Source organism: Xanthomonas sp. NCPPB 3569 (genome assembly GCF_041475645.2).
In the GTDB taxonomy this organism is placed as follows: Bacteria; Pseudomonadota; Gammaproteobacteria; order Xanthomonadales; family Xanthomonadaceae; genus Xanthomonas; species Xanthomonas phaseoli.
Genome location: NZ_CM192969.1, coordinates 2,241,815 through 2,260,784 on the forward strand (window position 1 = coordinate 2,241,815; position 18,970 = coordinate 2,260,784).

At 66.4% G+C, this 18,970-nt stretch carries 16 protein-coding genes; 10 read left to right on the top strand and 6 right to left on the bottom strand.

Annotation, left to right across the window (positions count from 1 at the left end; all coding sequences use genetic code 11):
- Positions 1 to 79 precede the first annotated feature (79 nt).
- Positions 80 to 1,165: a 3-phosphoserine/phosphohydroxythreonine transaminase gene (serC, locus tag ACCQ03_RS09660; protein ID WP_017158179.1), complete on the bottom strand. Its 1,086-nt coding sequence runs from the start codon at positions 1,163 to 1,165 to the stop codon at positions 80 to 82.
- A gap of 176 nt (positions 1,166 to 1,341) precedes the next feature.
- Here serC and msrP point away from each other — a divergent pair, with 176 nt between their 5' ends.
- A complete protein-coding gene (msrP, locus tag ACCQ03_RS09665) occupies positions 1,342 to 2,310 on the top strand; it encodes a protein-methionine-sulfoxide reductase catalytic subunit MsrP (protein WP_209226383.1) in 969 nt (322 codons plus the stop codon).
- Positions 2,311 to 2,435: 125 nt separating this feature from the next.
- Positions 2,436 to 3,092, top strand: coding sequence for a protein-methionine-sulfoxide reductase heme-binding subunit MsrQ (msrQ, locus tag ACCQ03_RS09670; protein ID WP_057678557.1), 657 nt, complete (start codon positions 2,436 to 2,438; stop codon positions 3,090 to 3,092).
- Here msrQ and ACCQ03_RS09675 read toward each other — a convergent pair.
- Positions 3,034 to 3,843: an FHA domain-containing protein gene (locus ACCQ03_RS09675; protein WP_017158176.1), complete on the bottom strand. Its 810-nt coding sequence runs from the start codon at positions 3,841 to 3,843 to the stop codon at positions 3,034 to 3,036. The two genes, msrQ and ACCQ03_RS09675, sit on opposite strands and share 59 nt — an antisense overlap.
- 237 nt (positions 3,844 to 4,080) lie before the next feature.
- Between ACCQ03_RS09675 and ACCQ03_RS09680 the strand changes: the two genes are divergently transcribed.
- From ACCQ03_RS09680 to ACCQ03_RS09690, 3 genes are all read left to right on the top strand, one after another.
- Positions 4,081 to 4,356 carry a polyhydroxyalkanoic acid system family protein gene (locus ACCQ03_RS09680; protein ID WP_017158175.1) on the top strand — a complete coding sequence of 92 codons (276 nt, stop codon included), beginning with the start codon at positions 4,081 to 4,083 and terminating at the stop codon, positions 4,354 to 4,356.
- A 162-nt stretch (positions 4,357 to 4,518) separates the two neighbouring features.
- Positions 4,519 to 5,079 carry a phasin family protein gene (locus ACCQ03_RS09685; protein WP_209226388.1) on the top strand — a complete coding sequence of 187 codons (561 nt, stop codon included), beginning with the start codon at positions 4,519 to 4,521 and terminating at the stop codon, positions 5,077 to 5,079.
- Between the two features lie 540 nt (positions 5,080 to 5,619).
- Entirely contained in the window at positions 5,620 to 6,630 is a 1,011-nt protein-coding gene (locus tag ACCQ03_RS09690; RefSeq protein WP_209226393.1) for a restriction endonuclease, read from the top strand.
- Between the two features lie 186 nt (positions 6,631 to 6,816).
- Here ACCQ03_RS09690 and hutC read toward each other — a convergent pair whose 3' ends face one another.
- The 3 genes from hutC to ACCQ03_RS09705 are packed head-to-tail and all read right to left on the bottom strand — an operon-like array spanning position 6,817 to position 9,241.
- On the bottom strand, positions 6,817 to 7,593 hold the full coding sequence (gene hutC, locus ACCQ03_RS09695) for a histidine utilization transcriptional repressor HutC (RefSeq protein ID WP_017158172.1): 777 nt from the start codon (positions 7,591 to 7,593) through the stop codon (positions 6,817 to 6,819).
- Positions 7,583 to 7,810 (bottom strand): hypothetical protein, encoded by a 228-nt coding sequence (locus ACCQ03_RS09700; RefSeq protein ID WP_057678554.1) that lies wholly within the window; start codon positions 7,808 to 7,810, stop codon positions 7,583 to 7,585. The genes hutC and ACCQ03_RS09700 overlap by 11 nt, the downstream gene beginning before the upstream one ends.
- A gap of 60 nt (positions 7,811 to 7,870) precedes the next feature.
- The gene (locus ACCQ03_RS09705; protein ID WP_150145808.1) at positions 7,871 to 9,241 is read right to left on the bottom strand and encodes a formimidoylglutamate deiminase; all 1,371 of its coding nucleotides are present in this window, start codon (positions 9,239 to 9,241) and stop codon (positions 7,871 to 7,873) included.
- A 60-nt stretch (positions 9,242 to 9,301) separates the two neighbouring features.
- Here ACCQ03_RS09705 and hutI point away from each other — a divergent pair, with 60 nt between their 5' ends.
- The 5 genes from hutI (at position 9,302) to ACCQ03_RS09730 (ending at position 15,778) form a co-directional block, all read left to right on the top strand.
- Positions 9,302 to 10,507: an imidazolonepropionase gene (gene hutI, locus ACCQ03_RS09710; protein ID WP_057678552.1), complete on the top strand. Its 1,206-nt coding sequence runs from the start codon at positions 9,302 to 9,304 to the stop codon at positions 10,505 to 10,507.
- 13 nt (positions 10,508 to 10,520) lie between these two features.
- Positions 10,521 to 12,062, top strand: a complete 1,542-nt coding sequence (gene hutH / locus ACCQ03_RS09715; RefSeq protein WP_057678551.1) for a histidine ammonia-lyase — start codon at positions 10,521 to 10,523, stop codon at positions 12,060 to 12,062.
- A gap of 181 nt (positions 12,063 to 12,243) precedes the next feature.
- Positions 12,244 to 13,101 carry an N-formylglutamate deformylase gene (hutG, locus tag ACCQ03_RS09720; protein WP_209226395.1) on the top strand — a complete coding sequence of 286 codons (858 nt, stop codon included), beginning with the start codon at positions 12,244 to 12,246 and terminating at the stop codon, positions 13,099 to 13,101.
- 16 nt (positions 13,102 to 13,117) lie between these two features.
- On the top strand, positions 13,118 to 14,785 hold the full coding sequence (hutU, locus tag ACCQ03_RS09725) for a urocanate hydratase (protein WP_057678549.1): 1,668 nt from the start codon (positions 13,118 to 13,120) through the stop codon (positions 14,783 to 14,785).
- Positions 14,786 to 15,049: 264 nt separating this feature from the next.
- On the top strand, positions 15,050 to 15,778 hold the full coding sequence (locus ACCQ03_RS09730) for a hypothetical protein (RefSeq protein ID WP_017158165.1): 729 nt from the start codon (positions 15,050 to 15,052) through the stop codon (positions 15,776 to 15,778).
- A gap of 612 nt (positions 15,779 to 16,390) precedes the next feature.
- Here ACCQ03_RS09730 and ACCQ03_RS09735 read toward each other — a convergent pair.
- Complete coding sequence (locus ACCQ03_RS09735) at positions 16,391 to 18,871, bottom strand: membrane-bound PQQ-dependent dehydrogenase, glucose/quinate/shikimate family (RefSeq protein ID WP_209226400.1); 2,481 nt, start codon at positions 18,869 to 18,871, stop codon at positions 16,391 to 16,393.
- Between the last annotated feature and the right edge of the window lie 99 nt (positions 18,872 to 18,970).

Consider the following 18,970-nt stretch of genomic DNA (forward strand, 5'->3'; position numbering starts at 1 on the left):
GGGCATTCCTAAAAATGGCGGCACATGTGCGCTGTCAGCGCATGCGCCTGCGCGGCAGACGCCGCAGGTAGATAAAGACTCAGCCGTGACGCTGCTGGAAGTCGTGCATGAACGCGGCCAGCGCTTGCGCGCCGGCCACCGGCATCGCGTTGTACAGCGACGCCCGAATGCCACCGACCGCCTTGTGCCCCTTCAATGCGAGCAGCCCGGCTGCCTTGGATTCGCTGACGAACAGCGCATCCAGCTGCTCGTCCGGCAGAAAGAACGGGATGTTCATGCGCGAACGCACTGCCGGTTTGATCAGGTTGCGATAGAAGCCGCCGGAGCCGTCGATGGCGCCATACACTAGCGCGGCCTTCTCGGCATTGCGACGCGCGAACTCCTGCACCCCGCCCTGTTCCAGCATCCACTTCACGGTCAGCCCGAGCAGGTACCAATTCCAGGTCGGCGGCGTGTTGAGCATCGAATCGCGCGCGGCATGCGAGGCGTAATTGAAGATGTCCGCACGCGGCTGCCCCGCGCGCTCCAGCAGATCGCGCCGCACGATCACCACCGAAATGCCGACCGGACCGAGATTCTTCTGTGCGCCGGCGTAGATCAGCCCGTAGCGCGAAATATCCAGCGGCTCGGAGGCGATCGACGAACTGAAGTCGGCAAACAACGGTAACGTGCCCACGTCCGGCGTGTCGCGAAACTCCACGCCATGGATGGTTTCGTTGGCGGTGATGTGCACATAGGCCGAATGCGGCGACAGGGTCCAGCTGCCCGCAGGGGGAATGTCGACGAAGCCATCGGCCTGCGCGTCGGCCGCGATGCGCGCGTCCACGGACGTTGCCGCCTGCTTGATCGCGGTCTTGCCCCAATGCCCGGTGATCACGTAGTCGGCCGCCTGGCCGGGCGCGGCAAAATTCAGCGGCAGCAGCGCCTGGATGGTGGTGGCGCCACCGGCGGTGAACAGCACTGCATAGTCGTCGGGAATCGACAACAAACTGCGCAGATCGGCTTCGGCGGCAGCGGCCACCGCCATGAAATCGGCGCTGCGGTGGCTGATTTCCACGATCGAGGCGCCGACGCCGTTCCACTCGACCATCTCTGCCTGCGCCTGCCGCAGGACCGATTCCGGCAATGTCGCAGGGCCGGCACTGAAATTGAACGCGCGTGTCATGGCACACCTTGGTCGAGCTAGCCTTCTAGTATGCCGCAGCGCATCGGGCTTGGCAGCGGACAAAAAAGTTGCAGCTGCATCCTTTTGACTGAGCCTGACGTAACGTAGACAGGTGCCAAGGCGAACTTTTGTCCCGGTTCGTTACTCTCACGTTGCAGCCACTGCCGGAGCCTGCCATGTCGTTTCGCGATGCTTTCAACTTGCCGTCCAGCGAGATCACCGATGAGGCCGTTTACCGCGACCGCCGCCGGCTGCTGCAGTTATTTGCGTTGACCCCCGCGCTGGGCGTGGCCGGCTGTGCCGAGGCCGACCCGCCCCCGCCGCCCAAGACCGTGGTGACGCCGGCGCAGGCGCGCAGCGGGTTTCGCACGGCCGAGGAACTGACCCGGCTGGAAGACGTCACCAGCTACAACAACTTCTACGAGTTCGGTACCGACAAGACCGATCCGTCCAAGGCGGCCAAGACCCTGAAGCTGTCGCCTTGGACAGTGAAGGTGGGCGGCGAATGCGAGAAGCCCGGCAGCCTGTCGCTGGATGAGCTGCTCAAGGGCATCGCGCCGGAAGAACGGATCTACCGGCTGCGCTGCGTGGAAGGCTGGTCGATGGTGATCCCGTGGACGGGCGTGCCGCTCGGAGAGGTACTCAAGCGCTTCGCGCCGACCTCCAAGGCCAAGTACGTCGCATTCACCACCCTGGCCGACCCGCAACAGATGCCGGGCGTGCGCTACCGTTCGATCAACTGGCCGTATCGTGAAGGCCTGCGCATCGACGAGGCGATGCATCCGCTGACCCTGCTGGCCACCGGTTTGTACGGCAAGCCGCTGCCGCAACAGAACGGCGCGCCATTGCGCCTGGTGGTGCCGTGGAAGTACGGCTTCAAGAGCATCAAGTCGATCGTGGAAATCCGTTTCGTTGAAAAAATGCCCGAGACCGCCTGGCACGATCTGCAGCCGTCCGAATATGGCTTCTTTTCCAACGTCAATCCGGCCGTGGACCATCCGCGCTGGAGCCAGAAGACCGAGCGCCGCATCGCCAGTACCGCCAGCAAGCTGTTTGCCGAGCGGATTGCGACCAAGCCCTTCAATGGCTACGCCGAGCAGGTCGCCTCGCTGTATGCGGGGATGGACCTGAAGAAGTGGTTCTAGGCAACGCACACTCTGACATCGACCCGGCATAGGAGCGCGCCCGGGCGCGGCTGGCTTTATTGGTCATGCCAGTCGCGCCCGGGTGCGCTCCTACGCTTCAGCCTTGTTTCCTTCTTCGAGATCGCATGGCCAAGACATCCACTTCCGTGATTGCCGCCAAGGCCCTGGTGCATGCCGCGGCGCTGGCGCCGATCGCCCTGCTCGGCTGGCAATTCTGGCAGGTGTGGCAACGCGGCAGCGACGCGCTGGGCGCCGACCCGGTGGCCGAGATCGAACACCGCACCGGGCTGTGGGCACTGCGTTTCTTGCTGATCACGCTGGCGATCACGCCGTTGCGCCAACTCACCGGGCAGGCCGTGGTGATCCGCTTCCGCCGCATGCTGGGCCTGTACGCGTTCTTCTACGCCAGCGTGCATCTGGCGGCTTACCTCACGCTGGACCTGCGCGGCTTCTGGACGCAGATTTTCGAGGAGATCCTCAAGCGCCCCTACATCACGGTGGGGTTTGCGGCGTGGTTGTTGCTGATGCCGCTGGCGATCACCTCCACCCAGGGGTGGATGCGCCGGCTCAAGCGCAACTGGAGCCGCCTGCACATGCTGATCTACCCGATCGGCCTGCTGGCGGTGCTGCATTTCTGGTGGCTGGTGAAATCCGACATCCGCGAGCCGGCCCTGTACGCGGGCATTCTTGCGGTCTTGCTGGGCTGGCGCGTCTGGAAAAAACTCAGCGCGCGCCGAACCACAGCAAGGCGCTCAACGCCGCCGCCAGCAACACCGCGCTGAGCAGCAACCAGGGCCAGCGGGCCACCTTCACCGGTGCGCGCGTCGGCTCTGCAGCCGCACGCGGCGGCGGCAGGGGTTCGGTATCGGGCAGATCCCAGGTGGTGCTGTGGTGCGTCCGCGGCACCTCCACCACGAAGCGGTGGCGCGCATCGAACACGACCTGGTCGCCCGCCTGCAGCCAGCCGTCGCGCACCTGGACGCCATTGATCCAGCTCCCCTCTTCCGAGCCCAGATCGCGGATCAGCACACGGTCGCCGTGCCGCTCCAGACGCGCGTGCTGCGCCGCGAATGCCGGGTCGTCGATGACGATATCGGCGGCGGCATCGCTGCCGACCAGACGCGCGCGATCCAGGGTAAAGCTGCGCCCGTGATGGCGGCCGCCTATGCCGCGCAACAGCAGGCAGACCTCGCCGAGGCTGGCCGCGTCGTCGTGGATATCATTGGCCGGCGCACTGGACGGGGCACTGCGCAACAGCATTTCCACGCCATCGGCATAGATCGCATCGCCCGCACGCAGCAGCGCCATGCGGCGCACCGGGCGCCCATTGACGTGGATACCGCGGATTCCGTTGGCGACCTGCAGCCACAGGCCGCGTTGGTCCAGGCAAAACTGCGCCAACAGCAACGCGCCCTGCGCATCGCCGACCACCCGCACGCTGCCGGAGGCATGACGGACGATCCGGTGGACGCCGGGCTTGAGGGAATGATCCGGCTGCTGCCGGTGGGTGAAATGAACTTGCAGGTCGCGCACCGGCCGCAGCCTAGCAGGTTTGTCCCCATGCGCGGCCATCGTTCGTGATCGGAGCGTGCTGGATCGCTGGCGCGCGCGCCAGGGACGCGCTGCCGCCGGCTGAGCAGGCGCCAGGGCAGCGCAGCTCGCAGACCTGCATTTCCGACCTCGACAACACCACCACACACGGCCGCACTTGGAGCGGGGCCCTGGCATGCGCACAATGCGCCCTCACTTTTCGCATGACCCATCGCCCCCATGTCCAGCATCGATATCCGCCACGACCATTCCTTGACGCCGGCCCAGGCCCGCGCGGCCATCGACGAGGCGGCGCGCAAGCTGGCCGATCGCTACGGCGTCGCTTCGCATTGGGAAGGCGACACCTTGCGCATCGCACGTGCGGGCGTGGACGGAGCAATCGCGCTGCTCCCGCAGCAAGTGCACGTCACCGCCGAGCTCGGCTTTTTGCTGTCGGCGATGCAGCCGATGGTGGAATCGGAAATCCGTCGCTTGCTGGCCGAGAAACTGGCCTGATGGAGCGACTGGGTCTGCGCTGCTTCAGCGTCAAGTCACCTGCCCGGGCGCCTGCGGGTAGATGCTTTCAGCTCGCCTGATCGGGCACTGTTTCACCTGCCCGATGCAGGGTCGGCACTAGGGTGAATGCAATGTCACGTTGGCAACCTACAGGAGCATCGCATGACGACCGGATACGATCAGAACGGTAACCGCGGCAACGCGGCCCAGGGCTTCCAGGCGCAGGCGGAACAGATCTCGCGCCGGCTTGGCGAATCGGCTCAGACCGTGTGGCTTGCCGGCCTGGGCGCGCTCGGGCGCGTGCAGAACGAAGGCAGCAAGCTGTTCGACTCGTTGGTGCGCGAGGGCGCCGCCTATGAGCGCACCGGCCAGCGCAGGGCAGCCGAGAGCGTCGACGAATTGCGCGAAGAGGTGGAAACCCAGTTCGAGCAGGCACGCGATACCGCGGTGCGCGGCTGGGACAAACTGGGCAAGGCCTTCGACGAACGCGTGAAGGGTGTCCTGCGCACGCTCAACATTCCCAAGCAGGAAGAATTGGAAAACCTGCGGCGCGAGGTGGAGTCGCTAAAAGCCCAGGTCCGCGCCAATACGGCGGCCACCAAGCGTGCCAACCGTACCGCCAACCAGGCGGCGCAGGCCGCCAGCGAGACGACCGGCGCGGGCGGCGCGGGTGCCGGGGCGGCATCGTCGTCCGGCAATCCCACTGCGTTCGACCCGGAATAGGCACCACGGTGAAGCAGCCGCGCTGTCACGAGACGGCGCGGCTGTTGCCCGAGGCGATGAAGAGCGTCATCGCCGAGGTGCAGGTGCAAGTGCGCGCTACACGTCTGCCCGCCGGCCAGCGCGTAGCCCTCGCCACCTTGAGCGGTGTCACTGGCTGTTCCCCCTGCGCCGGTGCGTACAACGACCCTGAGTGGTGTGTTCGGCAGGCCGCAGCCAGGCACTGGCGATGGACCGGCATAAGGATGCGGCGTTGCTGAAGCGCGATTCGGACCCGTGCAGCCTTTGTGAATCAAGGCCTTAGCGCTTCAAAGCAGCCCCGCCTCCCGATGTTGCAAAGCAGCATGATTTTTTGGACAATCGGGGACGACCCGCCAGTCCTGCGTTACGAAGTCCGTTTGCTCCCCTCCCCTCACGGCTTCGGACTGGCGGGTCTTTCGCTATCTTGATCACGGCTCGCGATATCACCGCGCACGATCCATTGACGAATCTTTCGCGAAGGATTCTTCTACACGCACGATTCGTTATACGCGCCATTGCTTGATGCTCATGCCTTACTGGATTCTGGCGCCCTTGGCCGCACTGCTGCTCTGGCTGGCGGTGTCTGCCTACCTGTGGCTAGTGCGACGACGCGCCAATGAAGTGCATGAAGGCGTACGCGCCATGGCCATCATGCACTGGCGCGATTTTTCCGCCGTGGTGCTGCGCGTTCTGCAGGATCAACGCGGATGGCAGCCCACGCAGTTGCCGCAGGATGGCCTGCCCACCGCCGATTTCATGATGCAGACCGAGCATGGCACCCGGCTGGTGGCCTGCAAGCACGGGCGCGGTTATCGCATCGGCGTGGCGGCAGTGAACGAGCTGGGCGCGATGGCGCGGCTGGCCGGTGCCAACGGCGGCGTGATGGTGACCGAAGGCCGCATGGAGCGCGAAGGCATCGCCGCCGCGGAGAAGCAATCGATCGAAGTGCTGGACGGTGTGCGTCTGTGGCCGCTGCTCAAACCCTATCTGCCTGGCGATGTGGAAGCCGGCGTGGTCGGTGCGGCGCGCCGCCGCGCGATCCGCCACAGCATCATCGCCGGTGCCGCATTGGCGACGCTGGCAGTCATGGCGGTGCTGACGCTGCGCCCGCCGACGCCGACGCCGACGCCGACGCCGGCCACATCGCGCACCGCGGCGTCTTCGCCTGCTCCTGCACCGGCCCGCGTGGTCGCGGCACCTACCGCCTCCGCCAGTCCTGCCCAGCCGACGCCCTCACCCACTCCTGCGGCGCCGGCCGCGCCGGCAGCCGGCGCAGAACCGGATGCGGCCACCATCCAGGGCTATCAGCGGGAGGTTTCCAAGGCGTTGGCGCAGACACCGGGACTGGTGCGCGGCATCTGGCTGACCCAGGCAACCCTGGTAGTGGATCGGACGGTGGAAGACAGCGCGGCATGGCCGCTGATTTGCCGCGAGCTGCAACGCTACCCGTACCTGCGCACGGTGCGTGTGCAGCTCAACCCCCGCCCGGGAACCGCTGAGCCGGTACGCTGGCGTCAGTGCAGCACGATTTGATTCTGGGACGTTGGCTGCGGTCTTGGTGAAGCGTCGCTGCGCTTGCTCAACCGGACACATGCCTGCGAACGCGCAGTCGCCGCCATCGCGGCGTAAAGCGACTGCAACACGGCCGATGACAATTCAGCCAACAACCGCAGCGACTCGAGCGCTGCGGTACCGCGCCCTTCGCCTGCCGACATCAGCTCAGCGCAGTCCTGGCGCGAACCGCGCCACCAGATCGTACGAACCGCCTAAGAACATCTGGCGCACGTAGGTGACCGGCAGCTCGCCGCGCCAGGTGTGGCGGTCGATCACCAGGCACGCCGCACCATCGTCCGCCTGGAGCTGCTTGGCCTGCGCGGCGTCGGCACTGGCAGCGCTGATGCGGTGCTCGGCACGCGTCCATGGCACGTTGCGCAATAACCAGCTGCCCGGCGCCACCTCCGTGAACGGCTGGTCCAATGCGTCGGGCACGGTGGTGATGTCGATCACCCGGCGCTCCAGCGCAAACGGGCGGCCGTCGGCCAGGTGCACGCTTTGCAATTCCAGCACCTTGCCGGTACTGCCCAGCGCACGTTCCTGCGGCACGCGCTGCCGCACGTTGCGCAGCTGCCGCGACAACAAGGAGAACCGATACGCATGGCCGCGCGTGGTCATTTCCACTTCGATGTCCGGGATCGAAAGCGCCACCTGTTCCAGATGCGGGTGCTGCCGTGCCACGAACGAACCCGTACGGCGGCGGCGTTCGATCATGCCGGCATCGGCCAGCAAGCCGAGCACCTTGTTCACGGTCATGCGCGAACAGCCGTATTGCGCCATCAACTCGTGCTCGGGCGGCACGCGGTGCCCGGGCGGCCAGTCGCCGCTATGGATGCGTTGTTCCAGATCCTGGCGGATGCGCTGATGCAAGGTGCCAGGCACGATGGTGGTGGTGGCGGTCAAAGCACGGGTCTCCGGAAAGAGCGGCGATTCAATCGGCATGCCGCAGGGTCGGCAGCGTGCGCCAGCTGCACGTTGCGGCATGCACCATGCACGCCGCATGGACAAGGGCACTGCGTGCACCTGCTGTGGCGACGCAGCTGCGTCTGCGCCGGCTCCAGGAGCGAGGCTGCGCGCGCACCCGCTTGGCGCGGTTCAGGCGCAGCCACTGGCAGTTGCGGCCGGGGCCGGTAACCGGCGGGTGTGAAGCGTACACCACGACTCCGGCGCGCCGCTGGGCATCCACCTGACCGCTCTTGCCGCCGTGCGACGGCCAATGTCACTGGCCCAGCAGGCTGCGCAACACCGCGGCAAACCGTGTGGCGATACGGGCGCGGTCGACATGTTGCCCGTTGCGCACCACCCAGCGCCCGCCGCGCCAGACATTGCGCACCGCGTTGCCGCGCGCGGCAAACAGCCAGCTGTCCAGCCATGCGTCGTCGCTGCGCGCCTGCAGCGCCGGATGCGCGGTGTCCAATTCGATCAGATCGGCCGCTGCGCCGGCACGGATGCCGGTCTGTGCAAGGCCCAGCGCCTGCGCGGCACCCAGGCCGGCCTGGTCGTAGAGCCAGCGCCCGCTCGACACAGGCCCCTGCGCCAAGACATTGCGCGCCCGCAGCGTCAGGCGCTGGCCGTATTCGAGCAGGCGCAGTTCTTCGGCTGCATCGATCAGCACATTCGAATCCGAGCCCACGCCAAACCGCCCGCCCGCAGCAGCAAAGGCCTGCATCGGGAACACGCCATCGCCCAGGTTCGCCTCGGTGATCGGGCATAGACACACCACCGCGCCGCTGGCGACAATCGCATCCAGTTCGTGTGCATCCACATGCGTGGCGTGCACCAGGCACCAGCGCGCATCCACCGGCGCGTTGGCCAGCAGCCACTGCACCGGGCGCTGCTTGGACCAGGCCAGGCAGGCGTCCACTTCGCGCTGTTGCTCGGCGATATGCAGATGGATGGGGCCATCGGTAAGCGGCACCAGCGCTGCCAGTTGCTGCGGAGTCACCGCGCGCAGGCTGTGTGGCGCCAGCCCGAGCACCGCGTCCGGCAGCGCTTTCAGGCTGTGTCTGCAGTGGTCCAGCAAGCGCGCGAAGCCGTCGATGTCGTGAATCAGACGGCGCTGCGCCGGGCTGGGGGCAGCACCACCGAAATCCGAGTGCGCATAGAACACCGGCAACAGGCTGAGCCCGATGCCGGTGTTGGCGGCAGCGGCGGCAATGCGCTCGGACATTTCGCCGGCCTGCGCATACGGCGCACCGCTCGCCGCGTGATGCAGGTAATGGAATTCGCCGACCCGGGTGAAGCCGCTTTCGAGCATCTCCGCATAGGCCTGCTCGGCGATCGCCTGCAGGCTGTCCGGGTCGAGCCGGTCGACGAAGCGGTACATCAGCTCGCGCCAGCTCCAGAAGCTGTCGCCGCTGCGCCCGCCGACTTCGGTCAGCCCCGCCATGCCGCGCTGGAAGGCATGGCTATGCAGGTTGCCCAGGCCAGGCAGCACTACATCGCAACGCGTGTCGGCAGGGGCGGCAGGCGCATCGACATGCACCTCGCCGATGCGGCCCTGTGACAGCGTGATCCGCACGCCGCTCGCCCAGCCGTCGGGCAACAAGGCCCGGGCTGCCCAGAACACCTGCGCCTGTTGGTCTGCCACTGGACACCCTCGATCGCCGAATTTATTGTATATACATATCAGACACCACGAGCCTGCGCCATGCATTGCGACGTTTTGTGGCACAACGCGCAACTGATGACCCTGGATGCGGCCGATGGCGGCCTGGGCATCGTGGACGATGGCATCGTCGCCTGCCGGCACGGCCATATCGTCTACGCTGGCGCGGCCGCACAGGCGCCAGCGCTGCAGCCCGACAGTGCGCACGACTGCCAGCGCCGCTGGATCAGCCCCGGCCTGATCGATTGCCACACGCACCTGGTGTACGCCGGCAATCGCGCCAATGAGTTCGAGCAACGCCTGCGCGGCGCCAGCTATGCCGACATCGCCGCAGCCGGCGGCGGCATCGTGGCAACGGTGCGCGCCACCCGCGCCGCCGATGATGCGGCACTCCTGGCCGCCAGCCTGCCGCGCCTGGATGCGCTGCTCGCCGAAGGCGTGACCACGCTGGAAATCAAATCCGGCTACGGGCTCACGCTGGACGATGAAATCAAGCAGCTGCGCGTGGCACGCCAACTCGCCGCGCTGCGCAAGGTGGAAGTGGTGCCGACCTTCCTGGGCGCGCATGCCGTGCCGCCTGGCGGGCAGGCGCAGCACTACATCGACCAGGTCTGCACGCAGATGATTCCGGCGATCGCCGCGCAAGGGCTCGCCGAGGCGGTGGACGTGTTCTGCGAGCATCTGGCGTTCTCGCAGTCGCAGGCCGAACAGGTCTTCATTGCGGCGCAAGCGCATGGCTTGCGCATCAAGATCCACGCCGAACAATTGAGCAACCAGCATGGCGCGGAACTGGCCGCACGCTACGGCGCGTTGTCGGCCGACCACATCGAGTACCTGGACCCGGCCGGCGTTGCGGCGATGGCCGCTGCCGGCACGGTGGCAGTACTGTTGCCAGGCGCGTTCTACTTCACCCGCGATACCCAGCTGCCGCCGATTGCCGCGCTGCGCACGGCCGGCGTGCCGCTGGCGCTGGCCACCGACTGCAATCCGGGCACCTCGCCACTGACCAGCCCGCTGCTGGCGATGAACATGGCGGCGACGTTGTTCCGCATGACCGTGGACGAATGCATCGCCGGGTTTACCCGCCAGGCGGCGCGCGCGCTCGGGCGTAGCGAGCGCCTGGGCCAGTTGCGCGCCGGCATGGACTGCGACCTGGCGATCTGGAACATCGATGCGCCGGCCGATCTGGTCTACCGCATGGGCTTCAATCCTCTTCATGCCCGCGTCTGGCGCGGGCATCTGTGCTGAATCCGGAGTCGTCATGAGTGTTTCTGTTGTCTTGCAACCCGGCCAGGTCACGCTGGCGCAATGGCGTGCGCTGTACCGCGGTGCCGACGTCGCGTTGGACGATGCATGCGCTGCTGCGGTGTTGCGCAGTGCGCAAACGGTGGAAGCCATCGTCGCGCGTGGCGAGCCGGTGTATGGCGTCAACACCGGCTTCGGCAAGCTGGCCAGCGTGCGTATCGAGCGCGAGGATCTGCAGACCCTGCAGCGCAATATCGTGCTCTCGCACGCCGCTGGCGTCGGCGAGCCCACGCCGGTGCCGGTGGTGCGGCTGATGATGGCACTCAAGCTCACCAGCCTGGCCCAGGGTGCGTCCGGCGTGCAGCCGGACACGCTGGCGTTGCTGGAAGCGATGCTGCGCGCCGGCATCACGCCGGTGGTGCCGTGCCAGGGCTCGGTAGGCGCGTCCGGCGATCTGGCACCGCTGTCGCATCTGGCCGCGGTGATGATCGGCGTTGGCGAAGCCTTCGTCGGCGCGCAGCGCCTGCCTGCTGCCGACGCGCTTGCACGCGCGCAGCTGCAGCCGCGCGTGCTGGGCGCAAAGGAAGGCTTGGCCCTGCTCAACGGCACCCAGTTTTCCACCGCCTGCGCCCTGGCCGGTCTGTTTGAAATCGAAACCGTCCTCCAAGCCGCGCTGGTCACCGGTGCGTTGTCGGTGGAAGCGGCCAAGGGCTCGGACACGCCCTTCGATGCGCGCATCCACGCGCTGCGCGGGCAACCCGGGCAGATCGCCACTGCGGCGGCGTTGCGCGCCCTGATGGCCGATTCGGCCATTCGCGAATCGCATCGGCTGGGCGATGTGCGCGTGCAGGACCCGTACTGCCTGCGCTGCCAGCCGCAGGTGATGGGCGCGGCGCTGGATGTGATGCGTCAGGCCGCGCGCACCCTGGAGATCGAAGCCAATGGCGTGTCCGATAACCCGCTGGTCTTCAGCGATACCGGCGAAGCGCTGTCTGGCGGCAACTTCCACGCCGAGCCTGTGGCCTTTGCCGCGGACATGCTGGCGCTGGCGGTGTGCGAAATCGGCTCGATCAGCGAACGCCGCACCGCGATGCTGGTCGACCCCGCACTGTCCGGCCTGCCCGCCTTTCTCACCCCGCGCCCGGGCTTGAACTCCGGCTTCATGATTCCGCAGGTGACCGCTGCCGCGCTGGTATCGGAAAACAAGCAGCGCGCATATCCAGCCAGCGTGGATTCGATTCCGACCTCGGCCAATCAGGAAGATCACGTGTCGATGGCGGCGCACGGTGCGCGTCGCTTGCTGGCGATGGCCGAGAACGCCGCACACGTAATCGGCATCGAGCTGCTGGCCGCCGTGCAGGGCTGCGACTTCCATGCGCCGCTGCGCTCCAGCACCGCGCTGGAAGCGGCGCGTGCCCTGTTGCGCGCGCAGGTGCCGACACTGCAGGACGACCGCTATTTTCATCCGGATATGCTGGCTGCCAGCGCATTGGTGCGCTCGGGCGCGTTGGCGCAGGCGGTGGCGATCCCATTGCCGGGTGTGGAGCAGGACGTATGAGCCGGCAGCGCTTCTGCATCGAATCAATCGCTGCATCGTCGCGGCCGCAGCTGCAGTCTTTGGCGATCTTTTCGAACACACACACCAACGGTGACGCGGCAGCGCGCACGCGACGCATCCGCAATGCACAGCGGCGCAACGCATGCCGCACGCTCGCAGCACGTTTGCAGGGAGCGCAGCGATGAGCGCCCTGCCAGACTGGCTGGAACTGCACCGCGGCGACGCGCCGTTGATCATCAGTTTTCCGCATACCGGCACCGAGTTACCGGAGGACGTGGCCGACCAGTTCGTGTCGACGTGGCTGGCGCGCCGCGATACCGATTGGTGGGTACACCAGCTTTACGACTTCGCACAATCGCTGGGCGCCACCACGCTGCGGACTGCCATCTCGCGCTCGGTCATCGACGTCAATCGCGACCCGAGCGGGGCTTCACTGTATCCGGGCCAGAACACCACCGGCCTGTGCCCGCTCACCACCTTCGACAACCAGCCGCTGTATGCCGATGGCGCGGCACCGGATCAGGCGCAGATCGCGTTGCGTCGCACGCGCTGGTTCGACCCCTACCACGCCGCGCTTGCCGAGGAAATTGCGCGCCTGCGCGCGCAGCACGCCAAGATCGTGGTCTACGACGCGCATTCGATCCGCTCGTTCATCCCGCATCTGTTCGATGGCGAATTGCCGCAATTCAACATCGGCAGCAACGAGGACCGCAGCTGCGACCGGCGCCTGGTCGATGCGGTGGAAAGCCTGTGCCGCAGCAGCGGCTCCAGCACGGTGCGCAACGGGCGCTTCAAGGGCGGCTGGATCACCCGCCACTACGCGCAGCCCGAGCAGGGCGTGCACACCTTGCAGATGGAACTGGCCTGCCGCGGCTACATGCGCGAGCCGGACAGCCTGACTCCCGAAAACTGGCCAACGCCGTGGCAGCCGGTACACGCCGTGGTGCTGCGCGCAGTCCTGCGCCACGTGCTGCAGGCCTGCCTGCACTTCGCCAATGCGCCCTCTTCCGACACCGCGCCACCTGCGGCCAACCGTTGATTGCAAGGAACCTGGCATGACCCGTCACGATGCAACCCGCGTCATCCGCGCCGCCACCGGGACCACGCTCACCGCCAAGAGCTGGCTGACCGAAGCGCCGCTGCGCATGCTGCTGAACAACCTGGACCCGGACGTGGCCGAGCGCCCGCAGGAACTGGTGGTCTACGGCGGCATCGGCCGCGCCGCGCGCGACTGGGAATCCTTCGACGCCATCGTTGCTGCGCTCACGCGTCTGGACGAGGACCAGACCTTGCTGGTGCAGTCCGGCAAACCGGTGGGCGTGTTCCGCACCCATGCCGATGCGCCGCGCGTGCTGATCGCCAATTCCAACCTGGTGCCGCGCTGGGCCAACTGGGACCACTTCAACGAACTCGATCAAAAGGGCCTGGCCATGTACGGCCAGATGACCGCCGGCAGCTGGATCTACATCGGCGCGCAAGGCATCGTGCAGGGCACCTACGAAACCTTCGTGGAAATGGGCCGCCAGCACTACGCCGGCAACCTGGCCGGCAAGTGGCTGTTCACCGGCGGTCTCGGCGGCATGGGCGGCGCGCAACCGCTGGCGGCGGTAATGGCCGGCGCCTCCTGCCTGGCAGTGGAATGCCGCCGCTCCAGCATCGACATGCGCCTGCGCACCGGGTATCTGGATACGTGGACCGACTCACTGGACGAGGCGCTGCGCCTGATCGAGGAGTCGTGCACCGCGAAGAAGCCGCTGTCGGTCGGCCTGCTCGGCAATGTTGCCGACGTGCTGGACGAACTGCTGCTGCGCGGGATCAAGCCGGATCTGTTGACCGACCAGACCTCCGCACACGACCCGGTCAACGGCTACCTGCCGCAGGGCTGGAGCGTGGAAGACTGGGACGCAAAGCGCGTAAGTGCGCCCAAGGAAGTGGAAGCGGCGGCGCGCGAGTCGATGGCCAACCACATCCGCGCCATGCTCACCTTCCACGCACTGGGCGTGCCCACCGTGGATTACGGCAACAACCTGCGCCAGATGGCGCTGGAGGCCGGCATCGACAACGCATTCGATTTCCCTGGCTTCGTGCCCGCCTACATCCGCCCGCTGTTCTGTCGCGGCATCGGCCCGTTCCGCTGGGTCGCGCTCAGCGGCGACCCGGACGACATCGCCAAGACCGACGCCAAGGTCAAGGAGCTCATACCCGACGATGCGCACCTGCATCGCTGGCTCGACATGGCAGCCGAAAAGATCGCCTTCCAGGGCCTGCCTGCGCGCATCTGCTGGGTGGGCCTGGGCGATCGCCACCGGCTGGGCCTGGCCTTCAACGCCATGGTGCGTAGCGGCGAGCTGAAGGCGCCGGTGGTGATCGGCCGCGACCATCTGGATTCGGGCAGCGTGGCCTCGCCCAATCGCGAAACCGAAGCGATGGCCGACGGCTCGGACGCGGTCTCCGACTGGCCGCTGCTCAATGCCCTGCTCAACACCGCCAGCGGCGCCACCTGGGTGTCGCTGCACCACGGCGGCGGCGTCGGCATGGGCTTTTCGCAGCACGCCGGCATGGTCATCGTCTGCGACGGCAGCGAGGCCGCCGACAAGCGCATCGAACGCGTGCTCTGGAACGACCCGGCCACCGGCGTGATGCGCCACGCCGATGCCGGTTACGCCATTGCAACCGATTGCGCAAAGGAAAAAGGGCTGGATTTGCCGGGGATTCTGGGCTGATCCAGCCCAACGGCGTCACGCTTGGCAGCACCGCTGCAGCAGCAGGGCTGCCCCGCCCGAAACTCGCTTCGTGCAGTTGCCACCCGCAGGCGCCCGCTGTCGGGCCTCTGCCGGCTACCACTTCCCGCTTCAGATCGTGTGCGCCGGCGAGCAGGCAGTTGCGGTGTCTGAGTTCGATGTCGCGGATCAGGGCACGCACCAAGGATCAGCCTCAAGTCTGCGCGTTGCAGGCCGACAAGATATGCAACGTTTCGAGGAATCCCCATGGGCATCCTGATCTACCTGGTGCCTGCCTTCGCACTCTGGGCGCTGATCGCTACCGGGCTGGCGTTCGTGCGTGGCCGCCAGCTGCGTGCCGAATCCGGCGAGCTTGCCAGCACGCAGGACAGCCTTGGCCGCTACCAGGCGGCGCTGTCGCAACTGAAGGCGCGTGCGGCGGCCACCACGCTGGAACTGGAATCGCTGCAGCGCAGTTATGCCGTGCTCAAGCAATCGCTGGACCAGCATGAGCAGAACGCCTCCGAACAGCAGGCAGCCGCGGCCGGCCAGGTGATTCCCATGGTGCTGGTGCAGCGGCTGGATATCGCCAGCGAGATCGGCACGCTGTTCGCGCATGTGGCGCGCGTGGCACGCAGCCTGCGTCGCTACAGCGCCTACAGCCGCGGCCACAATGCACCCGAGCCTGCCACCGCGCGCTACGACCTGCACTGGCTTGCCGATTGCCTGCACAGCTTCGATCAGGTTGGCCATGCGCTGGTGCGTGGCAATGTCGCTGCGCTGATCACCGCCTGCCAGGATCTGCTGTCGATGTACGAGCATTACCTGAAGGATGGCTCCGGCTACAACAGCCGCGATACCTTCCAGCGCCTGAGCAACGATGTGCCGCTGTCCGAGGCCACCGACGCGATTCGCTCCATCATCGTCAAGGCGACGCTGGCGCAGGATGTGCGCGATGCGGTGCAGGATGATGAGGTGGCGGCGAACGTTGGATGATTCGGGATTCGGGATTCGGGATTCGAGATTCGGGAATCGGGATTCGGGATTCGGGAATCGGGAATCGGGATTCGGGAATCGGGAATCGGGATTCGGGATTCGGGATTCGGGATTCGGGATTCGGGATTCGGGATTCGGGATTCGGGATTCGGGATTCGGGATTCGGGATTCGGGATTCGGGATTCGGGATTCGGGATTCGGGATTCGGGATTCGGGATTCGGGATTCGAGATTCGGGAATCGGGAATCGGGAATCGGGAATCGGGAATCGGGAATCGGGAATCGGGAATCGGGAATCGGGAAAGCGTGCGGCCTGATGCATCATGTGGGCAAGCACTGGGCAGATCAGCATTGTCTTGCCGAGATAGCTGAGCGCTTGCCAGATGTGCTTCAAGAAAAAAGCGCACCGCTTGCGGTGCGCTTTTTCGTGCTTCAACGGTCCTGAGTCACTGACGAATGGTGCGATCCCTCGTTAGCTGCCGGCGGACGACGCGCGGGCGAAATCAGCATGTCTGCTTGCATTGCACACTCCGACTCTGGATACCAACCACGTGGCATGGCGTCTGCGTACGCGCCTGTCTTTAACAGCCGATCCCGCTCACCTCCGACATCATCATTGCGCTTTCTGCGGTAACGCGTAGGCGATCAATGCATCGCCTGCCGGGGTCTCCATGAAGTGGTGCCCGCCGGCCATGATGACCAGATACTCGCGGCCACCGTATTCGTACACCATCGGGTTGGCCTGGCCGCCGGCCGGCAACTTGGCGTGCCACAGCTCCTTGCCGGTAGCCAGATCGATCGCGCGGATCAGGTCGTCGGTGGCTGCGGCAATGAAGATCAAACCGCTTGCCGTCACCACCGCGCCACCATTGTTCGGTGTCCCGATTTCGATCGGCAGGCCGGAACGGATGCCGAACGGGCCGTTGCCGCGCGCACTGCCGAAGGGGCGGTCCCACAGCGTCTTGCCGCTGGCCAGATCGATGGCGCGGATGCCGCCGTACGGCGGTTCCTTGCACAACAGCTTGGTGAACGGCAGACGCCAGCCGGCATTGACGTTGACCGCATAGGGCGTGCCGGACTGCGGGTCGCCTGCGCCTTCTGCACCGCCCGCATCGCCACGCACCTCATCGCGCGGTGCCCAACCCAGCTTGTCGGCCTTGGCGCGCGGCACCAGCAGGTTGTAGTTGGGCATGTCATTGTAGTTGGCCACGATCACGCCGCGCCGCGGGTCCACTGCCACGCTGCCCCAATCCGAACCGCCGTTGTAGCCGGGGTACTCGATCGAATGCCGGTCCGCTTCCGGCGGCGTATAGATGCCCTTGTAGCTGGCGGTGCGGAACTGGATACGGCATACCAACTGATCGATCGGGGTCATGCCCCACATGTCGCGCTCGGTCAGATCCGGCTTGCGCAGCGTGTGATACAGCGAGAACGGCTGCGTCTTGGCACGCATCTGCGGCTCCACGCCACCGCCTGGCACCGCTCGCTCTTCCACGCCCACCAGCGGCTTGCCGGTGCGCCGATCCAGGACGTACAGCTCGCCCTGCTTGCTCGGCAACAGCACTGCCGGCACGCTGACGCCGTCCTTGGGGAAGTCGATCAGGCTCGGTTGCGAGCCCAGGTCGTAATCCCATGCATCGATGTGGGTGGTCTGGAAATTCCATACCGGCTTGCCGGTGGCGACATCCAGCGCCACCAGCGAGGTCGCGTAACGGTTCTCCTGCGGCGTGCGCGAGCTGCTCCAGTAATCGGCGGTGGAATTGCCCATCGGCAGATAGACATAACCCAACTGCTCATCGGCTGCGGCGGTGGTCCACATATTGGGTGTGCCGCGCGTCCAGCTCTGCCCCGGCGGCGGTGCGCCGTTCCATTCCGGATGGGTCATATCCCAGGCCCAGCGCAACTTGCCGGTCACCGCATCGAAGCCTTCGATCACACCGGAAGGCTCGTAACGCTTCTGCCCGTCCAGCACCTGATGCCCGGTGACCACCACGCCGCGCACGATGGCCGGCGGCGAATTGATCGACACATAGCCCGGCGGCGTCTCGCCCATACCGACAGTGATATCGACCTGACCGTTGCTGCCGAAATCCGGGCACGGCGTGCCGCTGCGTGCGTCCAGCGCGATCAAGCGCCCGTCGAGCGTGCCTTCGATCACGCGCGTGCGGCATAGCTGCGCCGATGACGTTGCAGCTGTTTCAGCATCCGCAGCGTTGGCAGCCGCCGGCACTTCGTAATACGAGACCCCACGGCATGCCGCCGTGTACGGAATCGCCTCGTCCTTGACCTTGGGGTCGTAGCGCCAGCGCTGCTTGCCGCTGGCGGCGTCCAGCGCAATCACCTGGTTGCGTGCAGTACACAGGTACAGGCTGTCGCCCACCTTCAGCGGCGTGGTTTCCGCACCCCAGCGCTTGTTCGGCAGATCGCCGGTGTGGAAAAGCCAGGCTTGCTGCAGCTGCGCCACGTTGTCGCGATTGATCTGCTGCAACGGCGAATAGCGCTGGCCAGCCTGGCTGCGTCCGTACGCGGCCCAATCGCCATCGGCAGGTGCGTTGGCCGGCTGTGCGCCGGACGCCGCGACCGGGGCGGATGTGTCGCGGGTGACCAGGCCACCGAGCACGCCTGCCGCATGCGCCAGCGCGCCGTCGGCTTCCATCACGCCATGCGGCAGGAACGCCAATGCAAACGCCACCACAAATACCACCGCCAGCGCACCGGCCAGGCTGCGCGATATGGTGCGCGACACGGGGCGCTGCAGTTTCGGCAGCAACAGCGCGAGCACCAATGCCAGGCCCACGATCAGGCCCAGACGCGGCACCCAGCGCCAGTAATCGCTGCCCGATTCCCACCACGTCCAAAGCAACGAAACCGCCACCACGCCGGCAAACCACCAGGCGCCCGCATTGCGGCCACGAAACAGCAGCGCGCCGGCAACGAGCATCGCCGCACCGGCCGGTGCGTAGTACCAGGAGCCCCCTAACGCAGCCAGCCACACGCCACCGGCAAGCAGTACCGCACCCAGTAATGCAATCACGCCTCCCAAGGTCGCCAGCGCCCAATGGCCGCGACCGGAAGGACGATCCAGAATCGTCATCAGTTGTTCCTCTTCGAACCAGCGGCGACGCAACGCCGCCGCACCACCCGCAACCTTCGACCCGTGCCAGTGAAAGAGCTGCGATCTTTGCGGCGAACG

What these genes read in the sequence shown, in the direction of transcription:
- ACCQ03_RS09680 (WP_017158175.1), top strand. Translation starts at nt 4,081, where the DNA reads ATGTCCAGCATCGATATCCGCCACGACCATTCCTTGACGCCGGCCCAG.
- hutH (WP_057678551.1), top strand. Translation starts at nt 10,521, where the DNA reads ATGAGTGTTTCTGTTGTCTTGCAACCCGGCCAGGTCACGCTGGCGCAA.
- ACCQ03_RS09690 (WP_209226393.1), top strand. Translation starts at nt 5,620, where the DNA reads ATGCTCATGCCTTACTGGATTCTGGCGCCCTTGGCCGCACTGCTGCTC.
- hutU (WP_057678549.1), top strand. Translation starts at nt 13,118, where the DNA reads ATGACCCGTCACGATGCAACCCGCGTCATCCGCGCCGCCACCGGGACC.
- ACCQ03_RS09685 (WP_209226388.1), top strand. Translation starts at nt 4,519, where the DNA reads ATGACGACCGGATACGATCAGAACGGTAACCGCGGCAACGCGGCCCAG.
- msrQ (WP_057678557.1), top strand. Translation starts at nt 2,436, where the DNA reads ATGGCCAAGACATCCACTTCCGTGATTGCCGCCAAGGCCCTGGTGCAT.
- ACCQ03_RS09730 (WP_017158165.1), top strand. Translation starts at nt 15,050, where the DNA reads ATGGGCATCCTGATCTACCTGGTGCCTGCCTTCGCACTCTGGGCGCTG.
- hutG (WP_209226395.1), top strand. Translation starts at nt 12,244, where the DNA reads ATGAGCGCCCTGCCAGACTGGCTGGAACTGCACCGCGGCGACGCGCCG.
- serC (WP_017158179.1), bottom strand. Translation starts at nt 1,165, where the DNA reads ATGACACGCGCGTTCAATTTCAGTGCCGGCCCTGCGACATTGCCGGAA.
- msrP (WP_209226383.1), top strand. Translation starts at nt 1,342, where the DNA reads ATGTCGTTTCGCGATGCTTTCAACTTGCCGTCCAGCGAGATCACCGAT.
- ACCQ03_RS09735 (WP_209226400.1), bottom strand. Translation starts at nt 18,871, where the DNA reads ATGACGATTCTGGATCGTCCTTCCGGTCGCGGCCATTGGGCGCTGGCG.
- hutC (WP_017158172.1), bottom strand. Translation starts at nt 7,593, where the DNA reads ATGCCGATTGAATCGCCGCTCTTTCCGGAGACCCGTGCTTTGACCGCC.
- hutI (WP_057678552.1), top strand. Translation starts at nt 9,302, where the DNA reads ATGCATTGCGACGTTTTGTGGCACAACGCGCAACTGATGACCCTGGAT.